Below are 22,442 nucleotides of genomic sequence, written 5' to 3' on the forward strand. Positions count from 1 at the left end.
GCGTGAGGCCCTGCAGGTGTGGGTGAACCACTACAACTACCATCGGCCTCATACCTCCTGCGGGGACGCCCCGCCAACCTCGTTGGCCCCGGCACGAGTCAACAACGTCATGACCTCTTACACCTAGAGTTCGAGTCATGAAGCTCACCGAAGACCTGCTGCAGAAGTTCGACGACCAGATCACCCTCGAGTTCGAGGCGTCCATGGTCTACCGCCAGCTCGCGATCGCCGCCGACGACCTGGACCTGTCGGGGATGGCCGCGTGGCTGCGGCACCAGGCGGACGAGGAGATCGTCCACGCGAACAAGTTCATCGACCACGTCGCCGACCGGGACAGCGTCCCGACGATCGGCGCCATCCCGGCCCCGCCCGTGCAGGCCGGCATCTCGGCCCTGGAGATCTTCCGGGCCGCGCTCGCGCACGAGCAGAAGGTCTCCGAGGCGATCCGCGAGCTGTACCGGGCCACCGAGTCCGCGGGCGACCTCAACTCACGCCCGCTGCTGAACTGGTTCCTGGACGAGCAGATCGAGGAGGAGGCCACCGTCTCCGAGATCGTGGGCCAGCTCGAGCTCGTCGGCGACGACGGCTCGGGCCTGCTCCGCATCGACGGCCGCCTGGGCTCCCGTCCCGTGGAGACCACCGAGAACGACGCCTGAGCCCACCGGCGGCCTCGTCGGCCGCGCACGCACCGGCCCGGTCCCCCACGGGGCCGGGCCGGTGCGTGTCCGTCCTCGCCGCTATGCTCGACCTGCGCCCTGCCCGCGCACCGGCGCGCCCGTCGGCCCCACCCCAGGAGGAACCATGGTCGGACTCGTAGCCCTGCTCGACGACGTCGCCGCCCTCGCCCGCCTCGCCGCCGCGAGCGTGGACGACGTGGCCGCCGGAGCGGGACGCGCTGCAGCCAAGGCGGCGGGTGTGGTGGTCGACGACGCCGCGGTGACCCCGCAGTACATGGCCGGCGCGGCCGCGGCCCGCGAGCTGCCGATGATCTGGCGGATCACCAAGGGCTCCCTGCGCAACAAGCTCGTGTTCATCCTGCCCGCGCTGTTGCTGCTCGACTGGCTCGCCCCCTGGATCCTGCCGTGGCTGCTGCTGGCCGGCGGCACCTACCTGTCCTATGAGGGCGCGCACAAGGTATGGGGCAAGCTCGCCGGCCACGGGCATGCCGACGACGCGGAGCCCGCCGTCGAGCGGGGCCCGGAGGCCGAGGACACCGTGGTGCGCGGGGCCATCACCACGGACTTCATCCTCTCCCTGGAGATCATGGTCATCTCCATGAACGAGGTGACCGACCTGGGCTTCTGGATGCAGGCGGCGGTCCTGGCGGTGGTGGCCGTCCTCATCACCGTATGCGTGTACGGGGCGGTGGGGCTGATCGTGAAGATGGACGACGTCGGCCTGCACCTGCACCAGAACGCCTCGACCTCCGGCGGCCGCTCGTTCGGCGCCGGGCTGGTCAAGGCCATGCCGCACGTGCTGCGCGTGGTGACCGTCATCGGCACCGTGGCGATGCTCTGGGTGGGCGGCCACATCGCCCTCGTGGAGCTGGACGCGCTGGGCGTGCCGTGGCCCTACTACGCCGTGCAGCACGGGATCGTCGAGCCCGTCACGCACGCCGCCGGCGCGTTCCTCGGCTGGCTCACGGAGACCGCGACGTCGGCCGTGTGGGGCCTGCTCTGGGGCTCGGTCGCGCTCGGGGTGGTCCTGCTCGTCGGACGCCTGCGCGGGAAGAAGGCCGCGCCCGCCCACTGATGCGGCGGCTGACGGGTCCGCCACCACCCGCGCCCGACGCTGAGGCCCGCAGACGCGCCGCTACGCACGGAACGTGGCGGCGCGTCTGCGGGCCTCGGCGCTGTCTCCGTCTCCCGACGGGCCCCGTCAGTCGGCGGTGAGGAAGGTGCGCACCGCGGAGACGAAGGCCTCGGGCTGGTCGGCGTGCAGCCAGTGGCCGGCGTCACGGACGGTCACGCGCACGACGCGCGGGAACAGCTCCTTCATCCGCGGCACGTCCTCATCCTGGACGTAGTCCGACTCGGCGCCGGCCAGCCACAGGACCGGATGGTCGAACACGCGCTCCGGATCCTCGGGGACCACCGGGTCCGGGAACGAGCCGATCTCCCGCAGGTGCTCGAAGAGCATGGCCACGTTGGGCTGCCACGCGAAGTGGCCGGCCGTGCGCCGCAGGTTCTGCAACAGGAAGCCGCGCACCCGCGCGTCGTGGACGTGCTCGGCCATGGCCGCGTCGGCCTCGGCCCGCGAGTCGTACGCGTCCAGGTCCATGCGCAGCATGGTGCCCAGCAGGTGCACGAACTCGTCCGTGGCCTGCGGCGAGACCCGCGGGGAGATGTCCTCCACGATCAGCCGGTCCACGAGGTCCGGGTGCCGCAGGGCGAGCACCATCGCGACCTTGCCCCCCATCGAGTGGCCCAGCAGATGGACCGGCCCGTCGGCGGCGAGGCCGGCGCGCAGGTGGGCGGCCACCCGGTCCGCGATCTCGCGGTAGTCCACCCGGTCCGTCCAGGGCGAGGCGCCGTGGTCCGGCAGATCGATCAGCTCCACCGTGAAGTCGTCGCCCAGCTCCTTGGCCGGGCCGGTGAAGTTCCGGCCCCGGCCCAGGAGGCCGTGCAGGAACGCGACGCGGCGCGGGCCCTCCCCGATGCGGGTGGAGGCCAGGGGGGCGTCGGACGGGTCGGAGGCGGCGGCGGTCGTGTTCACCCGACTCAGGCTAGCGCGGGACCGCGACGGTGCCTCCCCCGCCTTACAGTCATCTCGACCCTCTGAGATGGGCGCGAACAGTGTCATACTGACCAGAACAGCCCCGCCAGTCCGCCCCGGGAGGTCCCATGCCGGTCGCTGAGGCCCGCGTCAGCGTGGCCGTGTCCACGGCCGTCTTCGGCGTGCGCCCGGACCCGCACGGCGTGCCCCGCCTCTGCGTCGCCCTCGTCCCGCGGATGCGCGAGCCGTTCCTGGACCGGTGGGCGCTGCCGGGCGCGTGGCTCGGCGCGGACGAGGAGCTGGCCGACGTCGCCGCACGCGTGGCCGCCGAGTGCGTGCCCGGTCCCGTCCGTCGCCTCGAGCAGCTGGCGGCGTTCGGCGCCGTGGACCGCTCCCCCACCGGACGCGTCCTCACGGTGGCCCACTGGGCGCTCAGCCCCGCCCTGGACGACGACGGCGCCGCCCCAGCGTCCAGCCCGGACCCGGACGTGGCCGGGCTGCCCATCGGGGTCCATGTGCGCTGGCACCGGGCCGACGCGCCGCCCGCGCTGGCGTTCGACCACGCGCAGATCCTGGCGGCGGCCGTGGCGCGCCTGCGCGCGGACCTGCCGCGAGCCGGCGTCGGGCACGCGCTGCTGGGGCCCTCCTTCACCCTCGCCGAGCTGCGCGCCGTGCACGAGGCCGTCCTCGGCCGCGGCCTCGACGCCGCCAACTTCCGCCGCGCCACCCTCGCCGCCGGGGCCCTCGAGGAGACCGGCGAGGTCCGCGGCGGCACCCCGCACCGCCCGCCCAAGCTCTACCGCTACCGGCCCGCCGGGCCCGGGACCGACCCCGATCCCGCCGGGCCGGATGCCCGCCGCTGACCCACCAGCCCCGACCCAGGAGTCACCCATGACCACCCCGACCGGGACCACCGCCTCGGTGGCCCGCACCCTGACCCTGATCGACAAGGACGCCGCGCGCGGCTCCTCGTGCTCCCCCGACCTGACCCGCGGCCCCTGGGCGTTCGACGCCGGCCTGCCCGCCTACGGCCCCGGCGCATCGCAGGACGACGCCGTCCCGGCCGACGCCCCCGTGCAGGGCCGCATCCCCGAGGAGTACCAGCGGGCCTCGGACGAGGAGCTCCACGCCCGGATCAGCGCGGCGCGGCAGACGCTCGGCGAACGCGTCGTCGTGCTGGGCCACTTCTACCAGCGCGACGAGGTCGTCCAGCACGCCGACTTCGTGGGCGACTCCTTCCAGCTCGCGCGGGCCTCCCAGGGCCGGCCCGAGGCGGAGGCGATCGTGTTCTGCGGCGTGCACTTCATGGCGGAGACCGCGGACCTTCTCTCCACCCCGGACCAAGCCGTCATCCTGCCCAACCTCGCCGCCGGCTGCTCCATGGCGGACATGGCCGACCTGGACTCGGTCGAGGACGCGTGGGAGCAGCTCGAGGCGGTCTACGGCACCGAGCCGGACGACGACGGGCGCGTGCCCCTGCTGCCCGTGACCTACATGAACTCCTCCGCGGCCCTCAAGGGCTTCGTCGGCGAGCGCGGCGGCATCGTGTGCACGTCCTCCAACGCCTCGGCCGTGCTGGACTGGGCGTTCGAGCGTGCCCAGCGCGTCCTGTTCTTCCCGGACCAGCACCTGGGCCGGAACACGGGCCGCGCCAGGGGGATCCCACTCGAGCAGATGCCGACGTGGAATCCCCGCCTGCCGCTGGGCGGGAACTCCGAGGACGCCCTGCGGGACGCGAAGGTCCTGCTGTGGCACGGCTTCTGCTCGGTGCACCGCCGCTTCACTGTGGCGCAGATCGAGCAGGCCCGCGCCGAGCACCCGGACGTCCAGGTGATCGTGCACCCCGAGTGCCCCCTGCCCGTGGTGGAGGCCGCGGACTCCTCCGGGTCCACGGACTTCATCGTCAAGGCCATCCAGGCGGCGCCGGCCGGCTCGACCTTCGCGATCGGCACCGAGATCAACCTCGTGCAGCGCCTGGCCGCCCAGCACCCCGAGCACACGATCTTCTGCCTCGACCCCGTGATCTGCCCGTGCTCCACGATGTACCGCATCCACCCCGGCTACCTCGCGTGGGTGCTCGAGGAGCTCGTGGCCGGCCGCGTGGTCAACCGGATCACCGTGCCCGCGTCCGTGGCCGACCCGGCCCGCACCGCGCTCGAGCGAATGCTGGCCGTCGCGCCGAAGCAGTCGGCCGCGCAGTCCGCCGGGGCTGGGACGTGACCCCGGCCGACCGCGCCCCGACGACACCGGCCCCGCGGCCGGACGTGGAGCGGATCGTGGCCGCAGCGCTCGCCGAGGACGCGCCCTGGGGTGACGTCTCCTCGGAGGCCTTCGTCCCGGAGCAGGCCCGGATCACCGCGCGCGTGGTGGCCCGCGAGGCCGGGGTGCTCTCCGGCACGAACGCCCTCGAGGCCGCCTTCCGGCTCGTCGACCCGGCCGTGTCCGTCACCCTGCACCTGGCCGACGGCGCCGACCTGTCCCCCGGCGCCGTCGTCGCCGAGGTCGCGGGCCCCGCCCGCTCGGTGCTGCGCGCCGAGCGCGTGGCGCTGAACCTCGTCCAGCGCCTGTCCGGGATCGCCACGACGACGGCCGCCCACGTGGCCGCCGTGCGCGCCGGCGGCGGGCACGCGCGGGTGGTGGACACCCGCAAGACCACCCCGGGTCTGCGCGTGCTCGAACGGCAGGCGGTGCGGGACGGAGGCGGGCACAACCACCGCTTCAGCCTCTCGGATGCCGTGATGCTCAAGGACAACCACCTGGCCGCGCTGGGGTTCGGCGGTGCCGGCGACCCGGGCGAGGCCCTCACCGCGGCCCTGCGCGCCGGGATGGCCCGCCTGCCGCACACCACCCACGTGGAGGTGGAGGTCGACCGGCTCGAGCAGATCCCGGCGGTGCTCGCCGCCGGGGTCGACACGATCATGCTGGACAACTTCTCGCCGGCCGAGCTGCGGGCCGGCGTCGAGCTCGTGGCGGGCCGCGCCGTCGTCGAGGCCTCCGGCGGGGTGAGCCTCGAGACGATCGGGGCGATCGCGGCCACGGGCGTGGACGTGATCTCGGTGGGGGCGCTGACCCATACCGTCCGGTCCCTGGACCTGGGCCTGGACGCCGTGGTCGAGGAGGGCTCGCCGCGCCGATGAGCACCACCCTCGACCTGGACCACGCGGCCACCGCGCCCGTCCGGCGCAGCGCGCTGGAGGCGATGTGGCCCGCCCTCACCGGCGTCTACGGCAACCCGTCCTCGGCGCACGAGGCCGGCCGGGCGGCGGCGGCCCTGCTCGAGGACGCCCGCGCGCGGGTGGCCCGCGCGATCGGCGCCCGGGCCGGGCAGGTCGTGTTCACCTCGGGCGGCACGGAGGCCGACGCGCTCGCCGTGCTCGGCACGGTGCGCGCCCGGATCCTCGCCGGACGCCCGGCGGGCCACGTGCTGACCACGGGGATCGAGCACAGCGCGGTGCGGCAGTCCTGTGACCAGCTGGCCCGGCTGCACGGCGTCGAGGTCGAGCACCTCGCGCTGGACCGTGACGGCCTGACCTCGGCGGACGACCTCACCGCCCGCCTGCGCCCGGACACCGCGCTGGTCAGCGTGCACCTGGCCCACAACGAGGTGGGCACGGTGCAGCCGGTGGCCGAGCTGGCCGCCGTCGCCCGGGAGGCGGGCGTGCCGCTGCACGTGGACGCGGTGCAGGCCGCGGGGCAGATCCCGGTGGACGTGCGCGCCCTCGGGGCGGATCTCGTGGCGCTGTCCGGGCACAAGGTGGGCGGGCCCAAGGGGGTCGGCGCGCTGTGGGTGCGCCCGGGTCACGCCCTGGAACCGCTCGTGCCCGGCGGCGGCCAGGAGCGGGGCCGGCGGTCCGGGACGCAGAACGTGGCCGGTGCCGCCGGGTTCGCGGCGGCCTTCGAGGAGGCCGAGGCGGAGCGCGCCACGGCCGCGGACGCGTGGTCCGGGCTGCGGGACCGGTTCGCGGCGCGCGTGCTCGACGGCGTCCGGGAGCTCGTTCCCGACGCGCGGCTGACCGGCCATCCCGCGCGGCGGCTGCCGCGTCACGCCTCGTTCGTGCTGCCCGGCGTGAACGGCGAGTCGGTGCTGGAGGAGGCGGCCCGCCGGGGCGTGCTGGCCTCGGCGGGGTCCGCGTGCTCGGCCCACGACGCCGAGCCGTCCCCGGCCCTGCTCGCGCTGGGCCTCAGCGAGGACGAGGCCCGCACGGCCCTGCGCTGCACGTTCGGCCCGGACGCCGACGCCCCGCTGCTCGACGCCGCGGCGGACGCGATCGTCGACGCCGTCCGGACGGTCACCGCCCTGCGCTGAGCGGCCCCGGGCCGGTCGACCCCGATGCCGCCGGGGGCCGGCGTCGGACGTTCACCCGGGGGTCAGCCCGAGGCCACACACCCGGGGGCCTGGCCGAGTCCGGCCGTTCGCGCCTGCACGCCACGCTGCGCGCGGTCGACGAGGACGGGCTGGTGCTGCGCGGCCGCTTCGCTCGCGGGCTGACCCTGCGCTCCGGCTGGGTCGACGGGGCCGCCGACCACACCGCGAAGATCCTCGCGGACACGCTGCCCTCCGGCGCCCGCTTCGAGGTGACGTACGCGTTCGAGGACGAGGCCGGCCGCCTGGGCGAGTCGGCCGTGGCCCGCTTCACGACGGCGCCCGGCGAGCGTGGCAGGAGTACATGCCGATCGCCGACTCCACGGCCCTGCACCGCGGCTCCGGCCTCGCGCCCACCCGCATCCACCGCAGGATCCCCCGCGGCGCGACGCTCGACGTGTTCGCCCTGGACATGCGCACCCACAAGGGCGAGAACACCCAGCGTCTCGAGACCCACGAGACCCCGATCCTGGGCGAGGAACAGCTGCAGTGGCTCATCCGCGGGCTGCGCGCGGCGTTCACCGACTTCGAGCCGTTCTGGGAGTTCGTGGCCGGCCCCATCAACGCCGGATCGTTCGGCCCGAACACGCTGGACGGCACCTTCGGCCCGCGCCTGGACTTCGAGGCGCACGGGCCGGTCATGGGCTCGCCGCGCTCCGGCGAGCACCAGTACTTCGGCCACGTCGAGATCCCCGAGGACGGCCGCGAGTTCCGGGTGCGTCTGATCAACGCCGCCGGCCGGACGGTCTACTCGCGCACGCTGACGGCGGCCTGATCCGCCGTGCCACGCGGCGGGTGACGCACCCCCAACGGGGCGTCCCCCGCGGCGTCGGCGGCGTCGGCGGACCGTCAGTCGGTGATCAGGCCCTCCTCGCGGAGCCAGTCCCACGCGACCTGGGTGGGCTCCTCGCCGTCGACGTCCACCCGGGCGTTCAGGCGCGCGGCCGTCGCGTTGTCCAGGCGCGCGGTCACGGGCGCCAGCAGGTCGGCGATCTCGGGGTGCTCGGCCAGGACCTCCTCGCGCACGATGGGGGCCGCGTTGTACTTCGGGAAGAAGCTCAGCGGGTCCTGCAGGGTCGTCAGGTCCAGCGCGGCGATCCGCCCGTCCGTGGAGTACGCCTCCCCGAAGGTGCACGACCCGTCCGCCACCGCGGCGAACACCGCCCCGATGTCCATCTGGCGCAGCCGGGATCCGGTGGGCCGTTCGATCCCGTAGGCCTCGAGCATGGGCAGGAACCCGTCGTTGCGGGCGGCGAATTCGGCGCTCACGCAGAAGGACTGGTCCTCCGTGGGGAGGTCCTTGATGTCCGCGAGTGTCTCCACGCCGAGCTCCTCCGCACGGTCCTGGCGCACGGACAAGGTGTAGGTGTTGTCGAGTTCGGCCGGCGGCAGCCACACCAAGCCCTGTTGCGCGTCCTCGTCCCGGACCGCGGCCCACTGCGCCTGGGCGTCCGGGATCGGATCGGTGTGGCCCAGGTACGTGATCCAGGCGGTCCCCGTGTAGTCCCACTCGACGTCCACGACGCCTGCGACCTGGGCCTGGCGCGCACTGAGCGAACCCGGCATGTTGGTCAGATCCTCGACGTCGGCCCCCGCGGAGCGCAGCAGGATCGCGGTGATCTTGCCGAGCACGACGCCCTCGTTGAAGTTCTTGGAGCCCACCGCCACGTGGGCGCCCTCGAGGTCGATCCCGGCGACGTCGCCGGCGGGCGTGCCCGAGGGCAGGTAGCCGCCGGCGGTGCTCAGCCCGCACCCGGACAGGACCAGGGAGGCCGCCAGGCCGAGCGCGGCGAGCGCGGCACGAGCGGGGGTCCGGCCGCGGCGGCGGGACGGGAGGGTCGCGCGCGGGGTGGTCATGCGAGCCCCCTCGGGGTGGCCAGCGTCTCGACGAGGCGGCCGATCCACTCGATCATCAGGGCGAGGGCGGCCACGAGGATCGCCCCCGAGACGAGCAGCGGGAAACGGAACAGGACGATCCCGGTCTGGATGAGCAGGCCGAGGCCGCCGGCGTCGATGAACGTCGCGAACGCCCCGGTGCCCACCAGCAGCACCAGGGCGGTCCGCAGACCCGCCATGATCACGGGCAGGGCCAAGGGCAGCTCCACCCGGAACAGGGTCTGCAGCGGTGACATGCCCATGCCGCGGGCCGCCTCGACGACGGTGGGGTCGACGCCCCGCAGCCCGGCCAGGGTGTTGGCCAGCACGGGCAGGAACGCGTAGAGGGACAGGGCCAGGACCGCGACCCGGAAGCCGAACCCCCACGCCATGGCGAGCAGGACGATCACACCGATCACGGGAGCGGCCTGGCCGGCATTGGCCAGCCCCATGGCGACGGGGGTGAACCGCCGGGCGGCGGGGCGGCTCAGCAGCACGCCGAGCGGGACGGCCGTCGCCACGACCAGAACGGTGGACACGCCGACGAGGGCCAGGTGCTCGGCGGTGAGGCGCAGGACGGTGGGCCAGGTCAGCAGCCGGGCCTCGACGTCGTCGAGGGCGGCTCCGCGCACCCAGACGGTCCACCCGATCAGCAGGGCGGCCACCAGCAGCGGCAGGCCGATCAGGAGCAGGCGGTCCTCGGCGGAGGCCGCACGCAGCCGGGCGATCATGGCCGAGCCTGCTCGTCGCCGGCGCGGGCGTGCGCGCGCAGTGTCGGATAGTCGAGCAGACCGATGACCGTGCCATCACGGACCACGGCGATCTCCTCCGTCGGGGCCATGACCAGCGCGGCGAGGGCCTCGCTGATCGGGGTGGCCGCGTCGAGCACGGGCCCGCCCGGCAGCGGGCCCGTCGGGTGCGGTGCGATCGGGCGCAGCGGCAGCGAGTCGACCGACCGCAGCCCCAGCCGCTTGAGCCCCGCCCCCGACCCCACGAAGTCGGCCACGAACTCGGTGGCCGGCCGAGCCAGGACCTCTTCGGGGGTGGCGTACTGGGCCACGTGCGCGCCGGGTTCGAGCACCAGGATCCGGTCGCCCAGGAGCACGGCCTCATCCACGTCGTGGGTGACCATCACGATGGTCTTGCCCACCCTGGCCTGGATGTCGAGCATCTCCTGCTGCAGGCGCTCGCGGGTGAGGGGGTCCACGGCGCCGAAGGGCTCGTCCATGAGCAGCACGGGAGGATCCGCCGCGAGGCCCCGGGTCACGCCGACGCGCTGCTGCTGTCCGCCGGACAGCTCGCGCGGGAAGCGGTCCCGATAGATCGCCGGGTCCAGGCCGACGAGCTCGAGCAGCTCGTCCACACGGTCGGCGATGCGCCGGCGGTCCCACTTGAGCAGGCGCGGCACCAGCCCGACGTTCTCGGCGACGGACAGGTGGGGCATCATCCCGCCGCCCTGCACGACGTAGCCGATCTGACGGCGCAGCCGGGTGGGGTCACGGCGTGTGATGTCCTCCCCGCCGATCAGGATCCGCCCGGAGGTGGGTTCGATGAGGCGGTTGATCATCTTCAGCGAGGTGGTCTTGCCGCAGCCGGACGGACCGACGAACACCACCGTCTCCCCCGCGGGGATGACGAGGTCCAGGGCGTCCACGGCGGGACGGTCCTGCCCCGGATAGAGCTTCGTCAGGGACTCGAGACGGATCTCGGCCCCGGCGTCACGGTCGGTGCTCATGCGCGCAGTCCCTTCGAGATGGTGAGGCGGCCGAGCAGCACGAGCAGCCCGTCCAGGACGAGGGCGACGACGACGATGCCGAGGGTGCCCACGAGGGCGTAGTTCAACGCGTTGGCGCCGCCCAGGGAGACCAGCCCCGTGAAGATGTACGAGCCCAGTCCGGGCCCCAGGACGTAGGCCGCGACCGCGGCCACGCCCATGCCGAGCTGGCCCGCGACCCGGATGCCGGTGAGGATCACGGGCCAGGCCAGCGGGAGACGCACCCGGGTGAACAGCGCCACCGGCCCCATGCCCATCCCCCGGGCGGCCTCCAGCACCTCCGGGTCCACGCCGCGCAGACCCACGAGCGCGTTGCGGAGGATGGGCAGCAGGGCATAGAAGACCACCACCACGACGGCGGGGACGGTCCCGATGCCCACCAGGGGGATCAGGACGCCGATGAGCGCGAAGGAGGGCAGGGTCAGCCCGACGGCCGTGAAGGCGTTCGCGATCGGGGTCAGGGCCTTGATCCGCGTGGCGATCACGGCCAGCGCGATGGCGAGCACGGTGGCGATGGCCAGCGCCTGCAGCACGAGCCACCCGTGCTGCCACGCCCGGAAGAGGATGTCGGGCCAGCGTGAGGCGAGGAACTCGCTCATGCGGCCTCCACGCCGGCAGCGCACCCCTGGGCGGCCCGGGCGTCTGCGGGGCGGGGCAGGACCGTCATCGTCGTCTCCTTCGGTCCGGGTGGGTCGGGCGTGCTCTTGCACGCTCCCCGAGATGGTGGCGCTCCCTGTGTTCTGCGCCACGAAGGGGGTCACCGGCACCGCCAAGGATGGCCTACCGACCGGGCGACGGGCAGGACGGCCTGCGCTAGCGTGTCGGCCATGTCTCGCTCCCACTCCGATGCCCTCGACGCGTCCGGCCCCGACTCCGGGGGCGCCGTCGCCGTGCCCCGCCGCCGCGTCGGCCTGCTGCCCCGCATCCTCGTCGCGATCGTGGCCGGCGTCCTCGTCGGCCTGGTCGCGCCGACCTGGCTCGTGCAGGCCTTCGCCACCTTCAACGGGCTGTTCTCGAACTTCCTGGGTTTCATCGTCCCGGTGCTGATCCTGGCGCTCGTCGCCCCCGCGATCGGCGACATCGGCCGGGGCGCGGGGAAGCTGCTGGCCCTGACCGGCGGCATCGCCTACGGCTCCACCCTGGTCGGCGGCTTCGGCGCCCTGCTGGTCTGCCTGCTCGTCTTCCCGCTGATCCTCACGCCCGGGTCCTTCGAGGGGATGGCCAACCCTGAGGACGCGCTGCTCGGCCCGCTGTTCGAGGTGCAGATGGACCCGCCCTTCGGCGTGATGACGGCCCTGCTGCTCGCGTTCGTGCTCGGCATCGGCCTGACGATGCTGCCGCGCGGCGCCCTGCACGAGAGCTTCGACCAGCTGCGATCGATCATCGAGCGGGTCGTCATGGGCCTGATCGTGCCGCTGCTGCCCGTCTACATCTTCGGCGTGTTCCTGAACATGACCGCCGCCGGCGAGGTCTTCAAGGTCATCACCACGTTCCTCGGCGTGATCCTGCTGGTCTTCGGCCTCACCGTGGTGCTGCTGCTCCTCCAGTACGTCGTCGCGGGCGCGATCGCGGGCCGCAACCCGTTCACGGCACTGAAGACGATGCTGCCGGCCTACGCGACGGCCCTGGGCACCTCGTCCTCGGCGGCGACCATCCCGGTGACCCTGCGCCAGACCCTGCTGCTCGGCGTGCGCCGGCCGATCGCCTCGTTCGTCGTGCCGCTGTGCGCGACGATCCACCTGGCCGGCTCCACCGTGAAGATCGTCTCGTTCTCCATCGCGGTGCTGTTCCTCTCGGGCCAGTCGATCGACGTCCCGGTGTTCGTGGGCTTCATCTTCATGCTGGGCGTCACCATGGTCGCGGCGCCCGGCGTGCCCGGCGGCGCGATCGTGGCGGCCTCGGGCCTGCTGACCTCGATGCTCGGCTTCACCGAGCCGCAGGTCGCGCTCATGGTCGCCACGTACATCGCCATCGACTCCTTCGGCACCGCCACCAACGTGACCGGCGACGCCGCCATCGCGATGATCGTCGACAAGATCGCCGGAGACCGTCTCATCGAGGACTCCGAGGACGAGGGCCTGGAGCGCCTCGACGACGAGGGGGCCGCGACCGGCGCCGACGCCGGCTGACCCGCCCCGCACACACCACGGCCCCCTCCCTGTCTGCAGCTCAGGGAGGGGGCCGTCGTCGGGACGGGCGGTGTCAGCCGCGCAGATCCCGCTCCGCCTCGGCGCGCACCGCGCGCCGCTGCCCCGGGGAACGCACGACGACGTCGCTCATCTCCTCGAGCGTCTTGCCCTTGGTCTCGGGGACGAAGGCCGCCACGAAGGCCAGGGACAGCGCCGCCATGACCGCGTACAGACCGTAGGCGAGGGTCAGGCCGATGTCCGCCAACCACGGGAACGTGGTGGAGACGGTGAAGTTCGCCGCCCACTGCGCGGCGGCGGCCACGGCGAGCGCGCCGGCGCGGATGCGGTTCGGGAACATCTCGCCCAGCAGCACCCAGACCAGCGGACCCCAGGTGGCGCCGAAGAACACCACGAAGGCGTTCGCGGCCACCAGCGCCACCGTGGACCACGGCTGCGGCAGGGAGACGGACTCGGCGCCGCCGGTCTGCGCGAAGGAGAAGGCCAGTGCCATCAGGCCGAGGCTGACCGTCATGCCGGCGGAGCCGACGATCAGCATGGGGCGACGGCCGACGCGGTCCACCAGGGCGATCGCGATGAGGGTGACGGCGATGTTCGTGACCGAGGTGATCACGGTGACCGTGAGGGCGTCCGACTCCCCGAAGCCCACCGAACGCCACAGGGTGGTGGAGTAGTAGAAGATCACGTTGACGCCCACGGCCTGCTGGAAGACGGAGAGCAGGATGCCGATCCACACGATCGGCTGCAGGCCCGCCGACGGTCCGCGCAGGTCCGCCAGCGACTCGCGGCGCTCCGAGTCCAGCGAGCGCCGGATGTCCTCGATCATCAGGTTCACCCGGTCCACACCGGTGAACTCGTGCAGGACCTCGGCCGCCTCGTCCGTGCGGCCGCGGGCGACCAGGTAGCGCGGGGACTCCGGCAGCTTCAGGGCGAACAGGCCGTACAGCACCGCCGGGACGGCCTCGGCCAGGAACATCCAGCGCCAGGCGTCGACGCCGAGCCAGAACGGCTGCGCCGCTCCCCCGGCCATCGTCGCGAAGAGCGCGTCCGTGAGGAGCGCGGCGAAGATGCCGAGGACGATCGCCAGCTGCTGGAGCGAGCCGAGGCGACCGCGCACATGGGCCGGGCTGACCTCCGCGATGTACGCCGGAGCGATCACGGACGCGGCGCCCACGCCCAGGCCGCCGACCACGCGCCAGAAGATCAGGTCGACCACGCCGAACGCCAGGCCCGAGCCGATGGCGGAGACCAGGAACAGGATCGCGGCGATCACCATCACGGGCACGCGGCCGCGGCGGTTGGCGATCGGCCCGGCGAACCAGGCGCCGAGCGCGCAGCCGATCAGCGCCGAGGAGACGGCGAAGCCCGTCAGACCGGCGCCGAGGCCGAACTCCCCGGCGAGGGCGTCCACGGCACCGTTGATGACAGAGGTGTCGAAGCCGAACAGGAAACCGCCGAGCGCGGCGGCGACCGAGATGCCGACCACCTTGGCGTTGAGGCGAGACGTCGCGGCGCCGCCGGACCGGGTCGCTGTCATGGTGGGTCCTCTCTGGGTGGCGCCCGACGGCCCGCTGCGCGCCGGTGCGTCCGCACAGTGTGTTCTCCGCTCAGCGAGCGTGCAAGTCGCACAGCCCTTCTCCCCGCCCCCCGAGGAGGCGGCGGGACATCAGGGGGAACCGTGCCCGCTGCGCCCGCCGTGGTCGCCGCCGTGCCGGGAGGTCTGCCGCACAGGGCTGCGGCAGACGGCGCCTCGGGTCACGGGGCAGAATGAGGGCCATGTTCGTCGTCCTGGGCCCCGCCCCCGCCTCCGTCGGCAGCCCCGGCGCCTGGTGGGCCCTGGACGGGGAAGGCGACGGCGCCTCTCCCCTGGGATCCTGCGCCGCCGGGTCCGTGGCCGGGCTCGTGGCCGGTCTGCCCGCCCGCCTGGGCGTGGACCCGAGCACGGTCCGCTGGGTGCTCGCCGACGTCGGGACGGAGTACGCCGCCTGGCTGGTGGCGGGGGTGCGGGTGGATCGGTGCTGGGACCTGGCCCTCGTCCAGCGGATCCTGCGGCACGCGGCAACGGCGCCGGGCAGCGGGGTGCGTTACACGCCCGTGGCGCAGCTCGAGGTCGCCGACCCGACGGAACCCGAGCGCCCGGCGCGGGTGCCCGCCGGTCAGGAGTCCTTCTTCGACCTGCCGGACGAGTCCGGCCCCACCCCGGACGTCACCGTGCTCGCGGCCGAGCTGGCCGCGCAGCGGGCGGCCGTCGAGGGCTCAGCCCACCCCCACCGGCTGCGGCTGCTCGCGGCGGCGGAGTCGCAGGGCGCACTCGTGGCCGCGGAGATCCGGGCGGCGGGTCTGCCGTGGGACCGGGGCGTGCACGAGGCGCTCCTCGCCGAGCAGCTCGGCCCCCGGCCTGCACCGGGCGAGCGTCCCGCCCGCCTGCAGGCCCTGGCCGAACGCATCGCCGACGTCCTGGGCTCCCCCGGGCTGAGCCCCGACTCGCAGCCCAGCCTGCTGCGGGCGCTGCAGACGGCGGGCGTGGCCGTGGAGTCCACGCGGCAGTGGGACCTGAAGCACTGGATCGACGCCGGCGGCGCGGAACGCGAGGCGCGGGCCGCGCTGCTCGCGCCTCTGCTGGAGTACAAGGCCCTGGCCCGGCTGTGGACGGCCAACGGCTGGCACTGGCTGGACCAGTGGATCGGCGACGACGGCCGGTTCCACGCCGCCTACCTGGTCGGCGGCGTGGTGACCGGGCGGTGGGCCGCCCACGGCGGTGGGGCCATGCAGGTCCCGGCCGGGGTGCGCGACGCCGTCCGCGCAGACCCCGGGTGGACGCTGACCGTGGCCGACGCCTCCCAGGTGGAGCCGCGCATCCTCGCCGCGATGGCCGCCGACGAGGCGCTGGCCCGTGCCGGGACCACGCCCGACCTGTACCGGGAGGTGGCGGAGCAGGGCCGGGCGGCCGGCACCGCGCTGGCCGACCGCGGGCGCGCGAAGATCGCCCTGCTGGGTGCGATGTACGGCTCGACGACGGGCGACTCCGCGGCGCTCATGCCGCACCTGCGCCGGCTCTACCCCCGAGCGATCGGCCTGCTCGAGCGGGCGGCCTCCGTCGGCGAGGGAGGCGGCCAGGTGTCCACGTGGCTGGGCCGCTGGTCCCCCGCGCCGGGGCGGAAGTGGCAGGAGTCCGTGTCCGACGTCGGCACCCAGGCCGCCGAGTCCGCGGCCCGGCGACGGCGGCGCTCCCAGGGCCGCTTCACCCGGAACTTCGTGGTGCAGGGCACCGCGGCCGAGTGGGCGCTGTGCTGGATGGGCGAGATCCGCCGTCGACTGCGCTCGGCCGGCATGCGCACGGAACTCGTGTTCTTCGTCCACGACGAGGTCGTCCTGCACGGCCCGGCCACGGAGGCCGAGGCCGTGCGGACGGTCGTGGCGGAGTCCGCGAGCGCCGCCGGCCGCCTGCTGTTCGGTCCCGCCCCCGTGGACTTCCCGCTCACCGTCTCCAGCGTGGGGTCGTACGCGGACGCGAAGTGAGCGACGGGGCGGCAGGGCGGCGGCCGCGGTCACGGCCTCCATGCGCCGCACCGGGCCGAGGACCCTGGGACCTGGCACGATGCGGGACGAGGGTCGATCCTGGAGAGCGCCCGAGACACCCCCGAGAAGGAGACCGCATGCCCGTCGCCCCGCGTCCGTCCGACGGCGCCGCGTCCTCGGTCTTCACCCCGCACCAGCAGCGCATCCTCGCGGTGCTCCTCATCCCGATCTTCATGTCCCTGCTGGCCGTGTCCAGCATCAACGTGGCCCTGCCCGCCCTGCAGCGGGGCCTGGACGCCAGCGACGCGGAGCTGCAGTGGGCCATCTCCGGCTACACCCTCGTGTTCGGCATGGTGCTCGTGCCGGCGGGCCGGGCGGGTGACCTCTTCGGCCGCCGCCGGCTGTTCCTGGTGGGCCTCGGCGTGTTCGCGCTCGGTGCGCTCCTGTCCGGCCTGGCGCCCACGGGCGTCCTGCTCGTGCTCGCGCGCCTGGTCATGGGCGTGGGCGCGGGCCTGCTCAACCCGCAGGTCACCGGCTTCATCCAGGGCGAGTTCTCCGGCGCCTCCCGCGCCCGGGCGTTCGGGGCGCTCGGCGCCGTCGTCGGGGTGTCCGTGGCGGTGGGGCCGCTGCTCAGCGGCGGGCTCATCGCGTGGCTCGGCGGCGACCTCGGCTGGCGCGCGACCTTTCTGGTGAACGTGCCCATCGCCCTCGGCGCCCTGATCGTGGCCCGCCAGTGGCTGCCGCGCACCGTCCCCGAGCGGGCGCGGCGTCCGGACCTGGACCCGGTCGGCGTCGTCCTGCTGGCCGGCGCCCTCGTGGCCGTCATGCTCCCGTTCCTGGACCGGGGGCTCGGGCCGTGGCGGTTCGTGCTCGTGCCCGTCGGCATCGGCCTGGCCGCCCTCTGGACGCGGTGGGAGGCCCGCTACGCACGACGGGGCCGCGCCCCGATGGTGGACCTGCGCCTGTTCCAGACCCGCAGCTTCGCGTGCGGCGCCCTGCTGATCGCCATCTACTTCACCGGCTCGACCAGCATGTTCGTCGTGATCGCCATGTTCATGCAGAACGGGCTGGGCTACCCGGCGCTGCACGCCGCGCTCATCGGCCTGCCTTCGGCGGTCATGTCGAGCGTGATGTCCACCGTGGCCGGGCGCGTGGTGCTGCGCACGGGCCGGAAGATCGTCGTCCTCGGCATCGCGCTGGCGCTGCTCGCCGTCGTGGGCTCCATCGGGGTGGCGTGGGCCAACCGGGAGTTCGGCCTGAGTCCGTGGTGGCTGCTGCTCACCCTCGCCATCTTGGGTGCCGGGCAGGGGCTGGTGGTCTCCCCCAACCAGACCCTCAGCCTGGCCGAGGTCCCGCCGCGGCACTCCGGCACGGCCGGCGGCGTCCTGCAGACCGGCCAGCGCGTCGGCACGGCCGTCGGCACCGCCGTGATCGTGGGGGTGTTCCTGGGCGTCGCCTCCAGTGCCGACTGGGACGGGGCGTTCATGGCCGCCTTCGCGCTGGTGGCCGGGTGCATGGCCCTCGCGCTCCTCGTCGCACTCGCGGACCTGCGCGGACCACGGACGGCGGCCCCCCGTGGCTGAGCCCCGCCCCGGCGACTGTCTCTTATACACCTCTCCGAGCCCACGAGACCCCGGCGACGTGCGCGTCACCCCCGGCCCCGGCGCACCCCGCGGGCTGATCATCCCCGCGGGCGAACTCGTCGAACGCTTCTCCCACGCCTCCGGCCCGGGCGGTCAGGGCGTGAACACGGCGGACTCGCGGGTCCAGCTCAGCCTGGACCTGGCGGCCACCTCCGCCCTCGACGACGTCCAGCGCGCCCGCGTCCTCGCGCGGCTGGCGCCCCGGCTGGCCGGGACGGTCCTCACCGTCAGCGTGGCGGAGCACCGGGCCCAGCGGCGCAACCGGGTGGCCGCCCGCGAGCGGCTCGCGGCGCTGCTGCGCGAGGCCCTGGCCCCGCCGACGCCGCGGCGGGCCACGACGCCGACGCGCGGCTCCCGGCGGCGCCGCCTGGAGGCCAAACGCCGTCGCTCCGAGGTGAAGCGCACGCGCCGCCGCCCCGGCCTCGACTGAGGCCGCTCGCCCGCAGGCGGCGCCCCGGGCTCAGGCGCGGGCGTTCTGCGATTCCGGGGCCAGGGGCGCGTGGGCGGGGTTGGACAGGGAGAGCACGACGGCGGCCACGCGCGGGTGTTCGAGGAGGGCGTCCTCCACGCGCTGGAGCAGGACCGCGGCCTCGCTCTCCCGCTCGTCCCCGGCCAGGTCCACGGCCCCGACGACGAAGAGCTTCTCCGGGCCGACGTACTCGAGGTGCAGGTAGCTCACGGAGAGCACCTCGGGCCGCTCCAGCAGCCAGCGCAGCACCCGGGTCCGGATCACCGGGTCGGCGACCTCGCCGACGAGGAACGCCATGTTCCGCGAGAGCAGGAAGATCGCGACGACCCCGAGCAGCACGCCCACGAGGATCGAGCCGGCGGCGTCCCACCGGGGGTCCCCGGTGAGCTGGTGCAGGGCGAGGGCGGCGGCCGCGATGGCCAGGCCGATCAGGGCCGAGGCGTCCTCCACCCACACGGCGCGCAGCGTGGGGTCCGAGGTCTGGCGCAGGAACGTGGCATCGCTGATGTGCCGCCGCTCCGCGTCGCGGCGGACGCGCCGGTGCGCGTTCAGGAACGAGATGCCCTCGAGCACGAACGCGACGGCGAGCACGATGTACGCGATCGTGTACTCCGCCTCCTCCTCGGGGGCGGACCAGGCCGTGATCCCGTGCCAGACCGAGACCGCCGAGCCCACCGCGAACAGGCCGAAGGCCGCGACCATCGACCACACGTAGGCCGCCCGCCCGTAGCCCAGCGGGTGCCGCGCGTCGGGGGCTCGGCCGGCCCGACGCTCCGCCAGCAGCAGGAAGACCTCATTGCCGGCGTCGGCCCAGGAGTGCGCGGCCTCCGCCACCATCGCGGCTGAGCCGGTGACCGCGCCCACGATCGACTTGACGACGGCGATCACCGTGTTCACGCCGAGGGCGATCAGGACGGTCAGCAGGCTCTCGCCGCCGGACTCGGCGGCGGGCGGGGCGACGGCGGGCGGGGTACGGGTCATCCCCCGAGTCTGCCCCTGCAGGCGGGTGCCGGGCCAGGCTCGCCATGTCCGGGTCCGCCGGTCCGGGAGCGCGAGAGGGGGTCCACGCGGATCGGCGTCGCCGAGCCCGTGAGGTCTCCGCGTGCGCGGCCTAGCGTGGGGCCATGACGGATTCTCCCCTGCACCTCGACCACCCCGACGCCCCCCGCATCATCGTGCTCGGCGCGACGGGCTACGCCGGATCCCTCGTCGTGGACGCCCTCGTGGCCCAGGGCGCACGGCCCGTGCTGGCGGGCAGGAACCGGGACTCGCTCCAGCACGCGGCGAGGCGGCACGACGGGCTGGAGGTCGCCGTCGCCGACGCCGGGGACCCCGCCTCGCTGAGGGCCCTGGTCACGGAGGGCGATGTGCTGGTCTCCACGGTCGGCCCCTTCGAACGCTACGGCCGACCGGTCGCCCGCGCCGCCGCGGAGCGGGGCGCGCACTACGTGGACTCGACCGGTGAGGTCGGCTTCGTGAAGGACCTCAAGGCGGACCTGGACGCCACCGCCCGACGCACGGGCGCCACCCTGCTGCCCGCCCTCGGCTTCGACTACGCGCCGGGCATGCTCGCGGGCGGGCTCGCGCTGGCGGAGGCCGGTGGACGCGCACGGTCCCTGCAGATCGGCTACTTCGCCGACGGCGAGCTGGACCCCCGCGTCGACCTCAGCCACGGGACGCGCCAGACGATGGTGGGCGCCCTCACCGAGCGGACGATCACGTGGCGCGGCGGGCGGCTGGCGACCACGGGCCCGGCCAGCCGGTCGGCCGTCTTCCGGGTCGACGGGCAGGACCGCCGCGGCGTGCTGTTCGGCGGCACGGAGTCCCTGTTCCTGCCGCGGATGCAGCCCGGCCTGGACGAGGTCGAGGTCTTCAACGGCTGGTTCCCGGCCCGGCCCACGCAGATCGGCGCCGCCGCCCTCGGCGCGGTGGGGTGGCTCCCCGGCGTCGCCCGCGGCGTGCAGGCCCTGCTGCGGCCCCTGGCCGGCGACCCGGGTGGCCCCGACGCCGCAGACCGGGCCCGCACGGGCTCCCGGGTCGGGGCGATCGCGCGCGACGCGGCCGGCCGCATCGTGGCGGACGTGCACCTGCGCGGCCCCAACGCCTACACGTTGACCGGGGACCTCATGGCCTGGGGCGCCCGGCAGCTCGCCGCAGGCCGGGCCCGCGAGGCCGGCGTCGTCAGCCCGATCCAGGCGTTCGGCCTCGACGACTTCGAGACGGCCTGCACCGCGGCCGGTCTGGTGCGGGCATGATCCCGACGACTGACCCCGCCCACGGCCCTCAGCGGGGGCGACGCCGGGGGCGGCTGATCCAGGCCAGATAGGCGCTGCCGCCGGTCAGGGCGGCGCCGCCGGCGGCCACCACCGGCCCGGCGAAGCGGCCGAGCCGGTCCTTGTACGCCACGAGCACGTTCGTGCCGCCGGTGATCATCGCGGCCACCACCATGGCGGCCACCACCCGGTCGCCCGTCCGCTCGAGGCGCGTCACGAGCGGCTCGAGCTCGCTCGCGCGGACGGTGACGTCGATCCCGCCGTCGTCGATGCGTTCCATCACCTTGCGGGCGTACTCCGGCAGGTCGATGCCGAGCTCGGCCGCCGCGATCGTGGCCCGGCCGATCCGGCCCGCCACCCGCCGGGGGTCGAGGTGCTCCCCCACAAGGCGTAGGGCGAAGGGGTCGAGCACGCGGGTGTAGTCGAAGCCGGGGTGCAGGCGGCGGCCGATGCCGTCCACGATGATCAGCATCCGCAGCAGCTGCACGAGCTCGGGCGGCAGGGACAGCCGGTGGCGCCGCACCAGGGCGAAGATCTCCGAGACCAGCTGCGCCACGCGGATGTCCTCGAGCTCGCGCCCCTCGAGGCGGCCGACGATCCGGGCCACCTCCAGCCGGAGCCGACGGCGGTCCACCGGGCCGCGCGGCGGGGCGATGTCCAGCAGGGCCCGCACCAGCCCGTCGGTGTCCTGCCGGGCCAGCGCCATGGCCAGGCCCGCGAACCGGCGCCGGAGGGACGGGGAGATCCGCCCGACGGAGCCGAAGTCGATGAACCCGACGGTCCCGTCCGGCTCGATGAACAGGTTGCCCGGGTGCGGGTCCGCATGGAACACGCCGTGCTCGAACACCATGGCCAGCAGCACGTCGGCGGCCCGGTACGCCAGCTCCTCCCGGTCGATGCCGGCGGCGTCGAGTCCGGCCAGGTCGTCCACGCGCAGCCCGGAGAGCTCCTGCATGGTCAGCACGCGCGAGGTGGTCAGGTCCCACTCGATCCACGGGAACCGCACGCCCGGGGTGTCCCGGAAGCCGGCGGCGATCTCCTCGCAGGCCCGCGCCTCCACCACGTAGTCGAGCTCGGCGCGCAGCGAGCGGTCGAACTCGTCCACCATGGCCGGCACGTCCAGGTCGGCGAAGGTCCGTGAGGCCCGCGACCACGTGGCCGCCAGCGTCCGCAGGATCTCCAGGTCCGCCTGGGCCTGCTCCACCACACCGGGCTTGCGGACCTTCACGACGACGGCGCGCCCGTCGTGCAGGCGCGCACGGTGGGCCTGACCGATGGAGGCGGTGGCCAGGGGCGCCCGGTCGAACCAGGCGAACAGGGTGTCGACGTCGGCGCCGAGGTCCTCCTCGACCGTCCGGGCGACGGCCTCGAAGGGCACCGCCGTCGTGCTGTCCGTGAGGCGGGCGAACGCCGCGCAGTAGGCCTCGGGGAACAGGTCCGGGCGCGCCGAGATCAGCTGCCCGAGCTTCACGAAGGTGACGCCCAGCTCCTCGAACGTGCGCACGAACAGCTCGGGGCGGGCCTCGGCGTCGATGCCCAGGTGCGGCTCCCCCTCCTCGAGGGGCAGCCACCGGGAGAGCCCGGCCTGCACGGCCGTGGCCCTGAGGCCGTTGCGGGCCATGACGTGGGCGATCTCGCGGTAGCGCTGCAGGTGGAGGGCCATG

Annotated in this window: 21 protein-coding genes; 13 read left to right on the forward strand and 8 right to left on the reverse strand. The window is 74.4% G+C overall.

The features are described from left to right. From J1M39_RS08525 to J1M39_RS08535, 3 genes are all read left to right on the forward strand, one after another. A partial coding sequence (locus tag J1M39_RS08525) for an integrase core domain-containing protein (protein ID WP_206496681.1) occupies nt 1-127 on the forward strand: 127 nt, incomplete at its 5' end. A 10-nt stretch (nt 128-137) separates the two neighbouring features. Beyond that, nucleotides 138-656 carry a ferritin gene (locus J1M39_RS08530; protein ID WP_036316448.1) on the forward strand — a complete coding sequence of 173 codons (519 nt, stop codon included), beginning with the start codon at nt 138-140 and terminating at the stop codon, nt 654-656. A 145-nt stretch (nt 657-801) separates the two neighbouring features. Beyond that, nucleotides 802-1,752, forward strand: coding sequence for a DUF808 domain-containing protein (locus J1M39_RS08535; RefSeq protein WP_036316447.1), 951 nt, complete (start codon nt 802-804; stop codon nt 1,750-1,752). A 126-nt stretch (nt 1,753-1,878) separates the two neighbouring features. Here the strand turns inward: J1M39_RS08535 and J1M39_RS08540 are convergent, their stop codons facing one another. Beyond that, entirely contained in the window at nt 1,879-2,715 is an 837-nt protein-coding gene (locus J1M39_RS08540; protein WP_036316446.1) for an alpha/beta fold hydrolase, read from the reverse strand. 128 nt (nt 2,716-2,843) lie between these two features. On the opposite strand from J1M39_RS08540, the gene J1M39_RS08545 reads away from it, so the two are divergent. The 5 genes from J1M39_RS08545 (at nt 2,844) to J1M39_RS12320 (ending at nt 7,853) form a co-directional block, all read left to right on the forward strand. Then, nucleotides 2,844-3,578: an NUDIX hydrolase gene (locus tag J1M39_RS08545; RefSeq protein ID WP_036316445.1), complete on the forward strand. Its 735-nt coding sequence runs from the start codon at nt 2,844-2,846 to the stop codon at nt 3,576-3,578. Nucleotides 3,579-3,606: 28 nt separating this feature from the next. After that, nucleotides 3,607-4,935, forward strand: coding sequence for a quinolinate synthase NadA (gene nadA, locus J1M39_RS08550; RefSeq protein ID WP_036316443.1), 1,329 nt, complete (start codon nt 3,607-3,609; stop codon nt 4,933-4,935). Beyond that, a complete protein-coding gene (nadC, locus tag J1M39_RS08555; protein WP_206496677.1) occupies nt 4,932-5,852 on the forward strand; it encodes a carboxylating nicotinate-nucleotide diphosphorylase in 921 nt (306 codons plus the stop codon). The genes nadA and nadC overlap by 4 nt, the downstream gene beginning before the upstream one ends. Further along, complete coding sequence (locus J1M39_RS08560) at nt 5,849-7,021, forward strand: cysteine desulfurase family protein (protein ID WP_206496678.1); 1,173 nt, start codon at nt 5,849-5,851, stop codon at nt 7,019-7,021. The genes nadC and J1M39_RS08560 overlap by 4 nt, the downstream gene beginning before the upstream one ends. Nucleotides 7,022-7,382: 361 nt before the next feature. Then, the gene (locus J1M39_RS12320) at nt 7,383-7,853 is read left to right on the forward strand and encodes an alkaline phosphatase D family protein (RefSeq protein ID WP_241253971.1); all 471 of its coding nucleotides are present in this window, start codon (nt 7,383-7,385) and stop codon (nt 7,851-7,853) included. A gap of 74 nt (nt 7,854-7,927) precedes the next feature. Here J1M39_RS12320 and J1M39_RS08570 read toward each other — a convergent pair whose 3' ends face one another. The 4 genes from J1M39_RS08570 to J1M39_RS08585 are packed head-to-tail and all read right to left on the reverse strand — an operon-like array spanning nt 7,928 to nt 11,326. Next, on the reverse strand, nt 7,928-8,935 hold the full coding sequence (locus J1M39_RS08570) for a glycine betaine ABC transporter substrate-binding protein (protein ID WP_206496679.1): 1,008 nt from the start codon (nt 8,933-8,935) through the stop codon (nt 7,928-7,930). Beyond that, entirely contained in the window at nt 8,932-9,684 is a 753-nt protein-coding gene (locus J1M39_RS08575; RefSeq protein ID WP_182488740.1) for an ABC transporter permease, read from the reverse strand. The genes J1M39_RS08570 and J1M39_RS08575 overlap by 4 nt, the downstream gene beginning before the upstream one ends. Further along, nucleotides 9,681-10,688, reverse strand: coding sequence for an ABC transporter ATP-binding protein (locus J1M39_RS08580; protein ID WP_182488739.1), 1,008 nt, complete (start codon nt 10,686-10,688; stop codon nt 9,681-9,683). Before J1M39_RS08580 ends, J1M39_RS08575 begins: the two co-directional genes overlap by 4 nt. Next, entirely contained in the window at nt 10,685-11,326 is a 642-nt protein-coding gene (locus J1M39_RS08585) for an ABC transporter permease (RefSeq protein ID WP_002855197.1), read from the reverse strand. The genes J1M39_RS08580 and J1M39_RS08585 overlap by 4 nt, the downstream gene beginning before the upstream one ends. A 228-nt stretch (nt 11,327-11,554) precedes the next feature. Between J1M39_RS08585 and J1M39_RS08590 the strand changes: the two genes are divergently transcribed. After that, nucleotides 11,555-12,856, forward strand: a complete 1,302-nt coding sequence (locus J1M39_RS08590; protein ID WP_036316429.1) for a dicarboxylate/amino acid:cation symporter — start codon at nt 11,555-11,557, stop codon at nt 12,854-12,856. Nucleotides 12,857-12,929: 73 nt separating this feature from the next. Here J1M39_RS08590 and J1M39_RS08595 read toward each other — a convergent pair whose 3' ends face one another. Next, nucleotides 12,930-14,411 carry a sugar porter family MFS transporter gene (locus J1M39_RS08595; protein WP_036382902.1) on the reverse strand — a complete coding sequence of 494 codons (1,482 nt, stop codon included), beginning with the start codon at nt 14,409-14,411 and terminating at the stop codon, nt 12,930-12,932. Between the two features lie 239 nt (nt 14,412-14,650). Here J1M39_RS08595 and J1M39_RS08600 point away from each other — a divergent pair, with 239 nt between their 5' ends. From J1M39_RS08600 to arfB, 3 genes are all read left to right on the forward strand, one after another. Further along, a complete protein-coding gene (locus J1M39_RS08600; protein WP_182488738.1) occupies nt 14,651-16,393 on the forward strand; it encodes a bifunctional 3'-5' exonuclease/DNA polymerase in 1,743 nt (580 codons plus the stop codon). A 137-nt stretch (nt 16,394-16,530) separates the two neighbouring features. Beyond that, entirely contained in the window at nt 16,531-17,976 is a 1,446-nt protein-coding gene (locus tag J1M39_RS08605) for an MFS transporter (RefSeq protein ID WP_036316423.1), read from the forward strand. 58 nt (nt 17,977-18,034) lie between these two features. Further along, entirely contained in the window at nt 18,035-18,466 is a 432-nt protein-coding gene (arfB, locus tag J1M39_RS08610; RefSeq protein WP_206496680.1) for an alternative ribosome rescue aminoacyl-tRNA hydrolase ArfB, read from the forward strand. A 30-nt stretch (nt 18,467-18,496) separates the two neighbouring features. Here the strand turns inward: arfB and J1M39_RS08615 are convergent, their stop codons facing one another. Further along, the gene (locus tag J1M39_RS08615) at nt 18,497-19,486 is read right to left on the reverse strand and encodes a cation diffusion facilitator family transporter (RefSeq protein WP_182488736.1); all 990 of its coding nucleotides are present in this window, start codon (nt 19,484-19,486) and stop codon (nt 18,497-18,499) included. Nucleotides 19,487-19,629: 143 nt separating this feature from the next. Here J1M39_RS08615 and J1M39_RS08620 point away from each other — a divergent pair, with 143 nt between their 5' ends. Next, nucleotides 19,630-20,760, forward strand: coding sequence for a saccharopine dehydrogenase family protein (locus tag J1M39_RS08620; RefSeq protein WP_063190259.1), 1,131 nt, complete (start codon nt 19,630-19,632; stop codon nt 20,758-20,760). Between the two features lie 28 nt (nt 20,761-20,788). On the opposite strand, the gene J1M39_RS08625 is transcribed toward J1M39_RS08620, so the two are convergent. Next, nucleotides 20,789-22,441 carry an ABC1 kinase family protein gene (locus tag J1M39_RS08625; RefSeq protein ID WP_069941701.1) on the reverse strand — a complete coding sequence of 551 codons (1,653 nt, stop codon included), beginning with the start codon at nt 22,439-22,441 and terminating at the stop codon, nt 20,789-20,791. Between the last annotated feature and the right edge of the window lies 1 nt (nt 22,442).

It is taken from the genome of Micrococcus sp. KRD077 (genome assembly GCF_017168505.1).
GTDB lineage: Bacteria > Actinomycetota > Actinomycetes > Actinomycetales > Micrococcaceae > Micrococcus > Micrococcus luteus.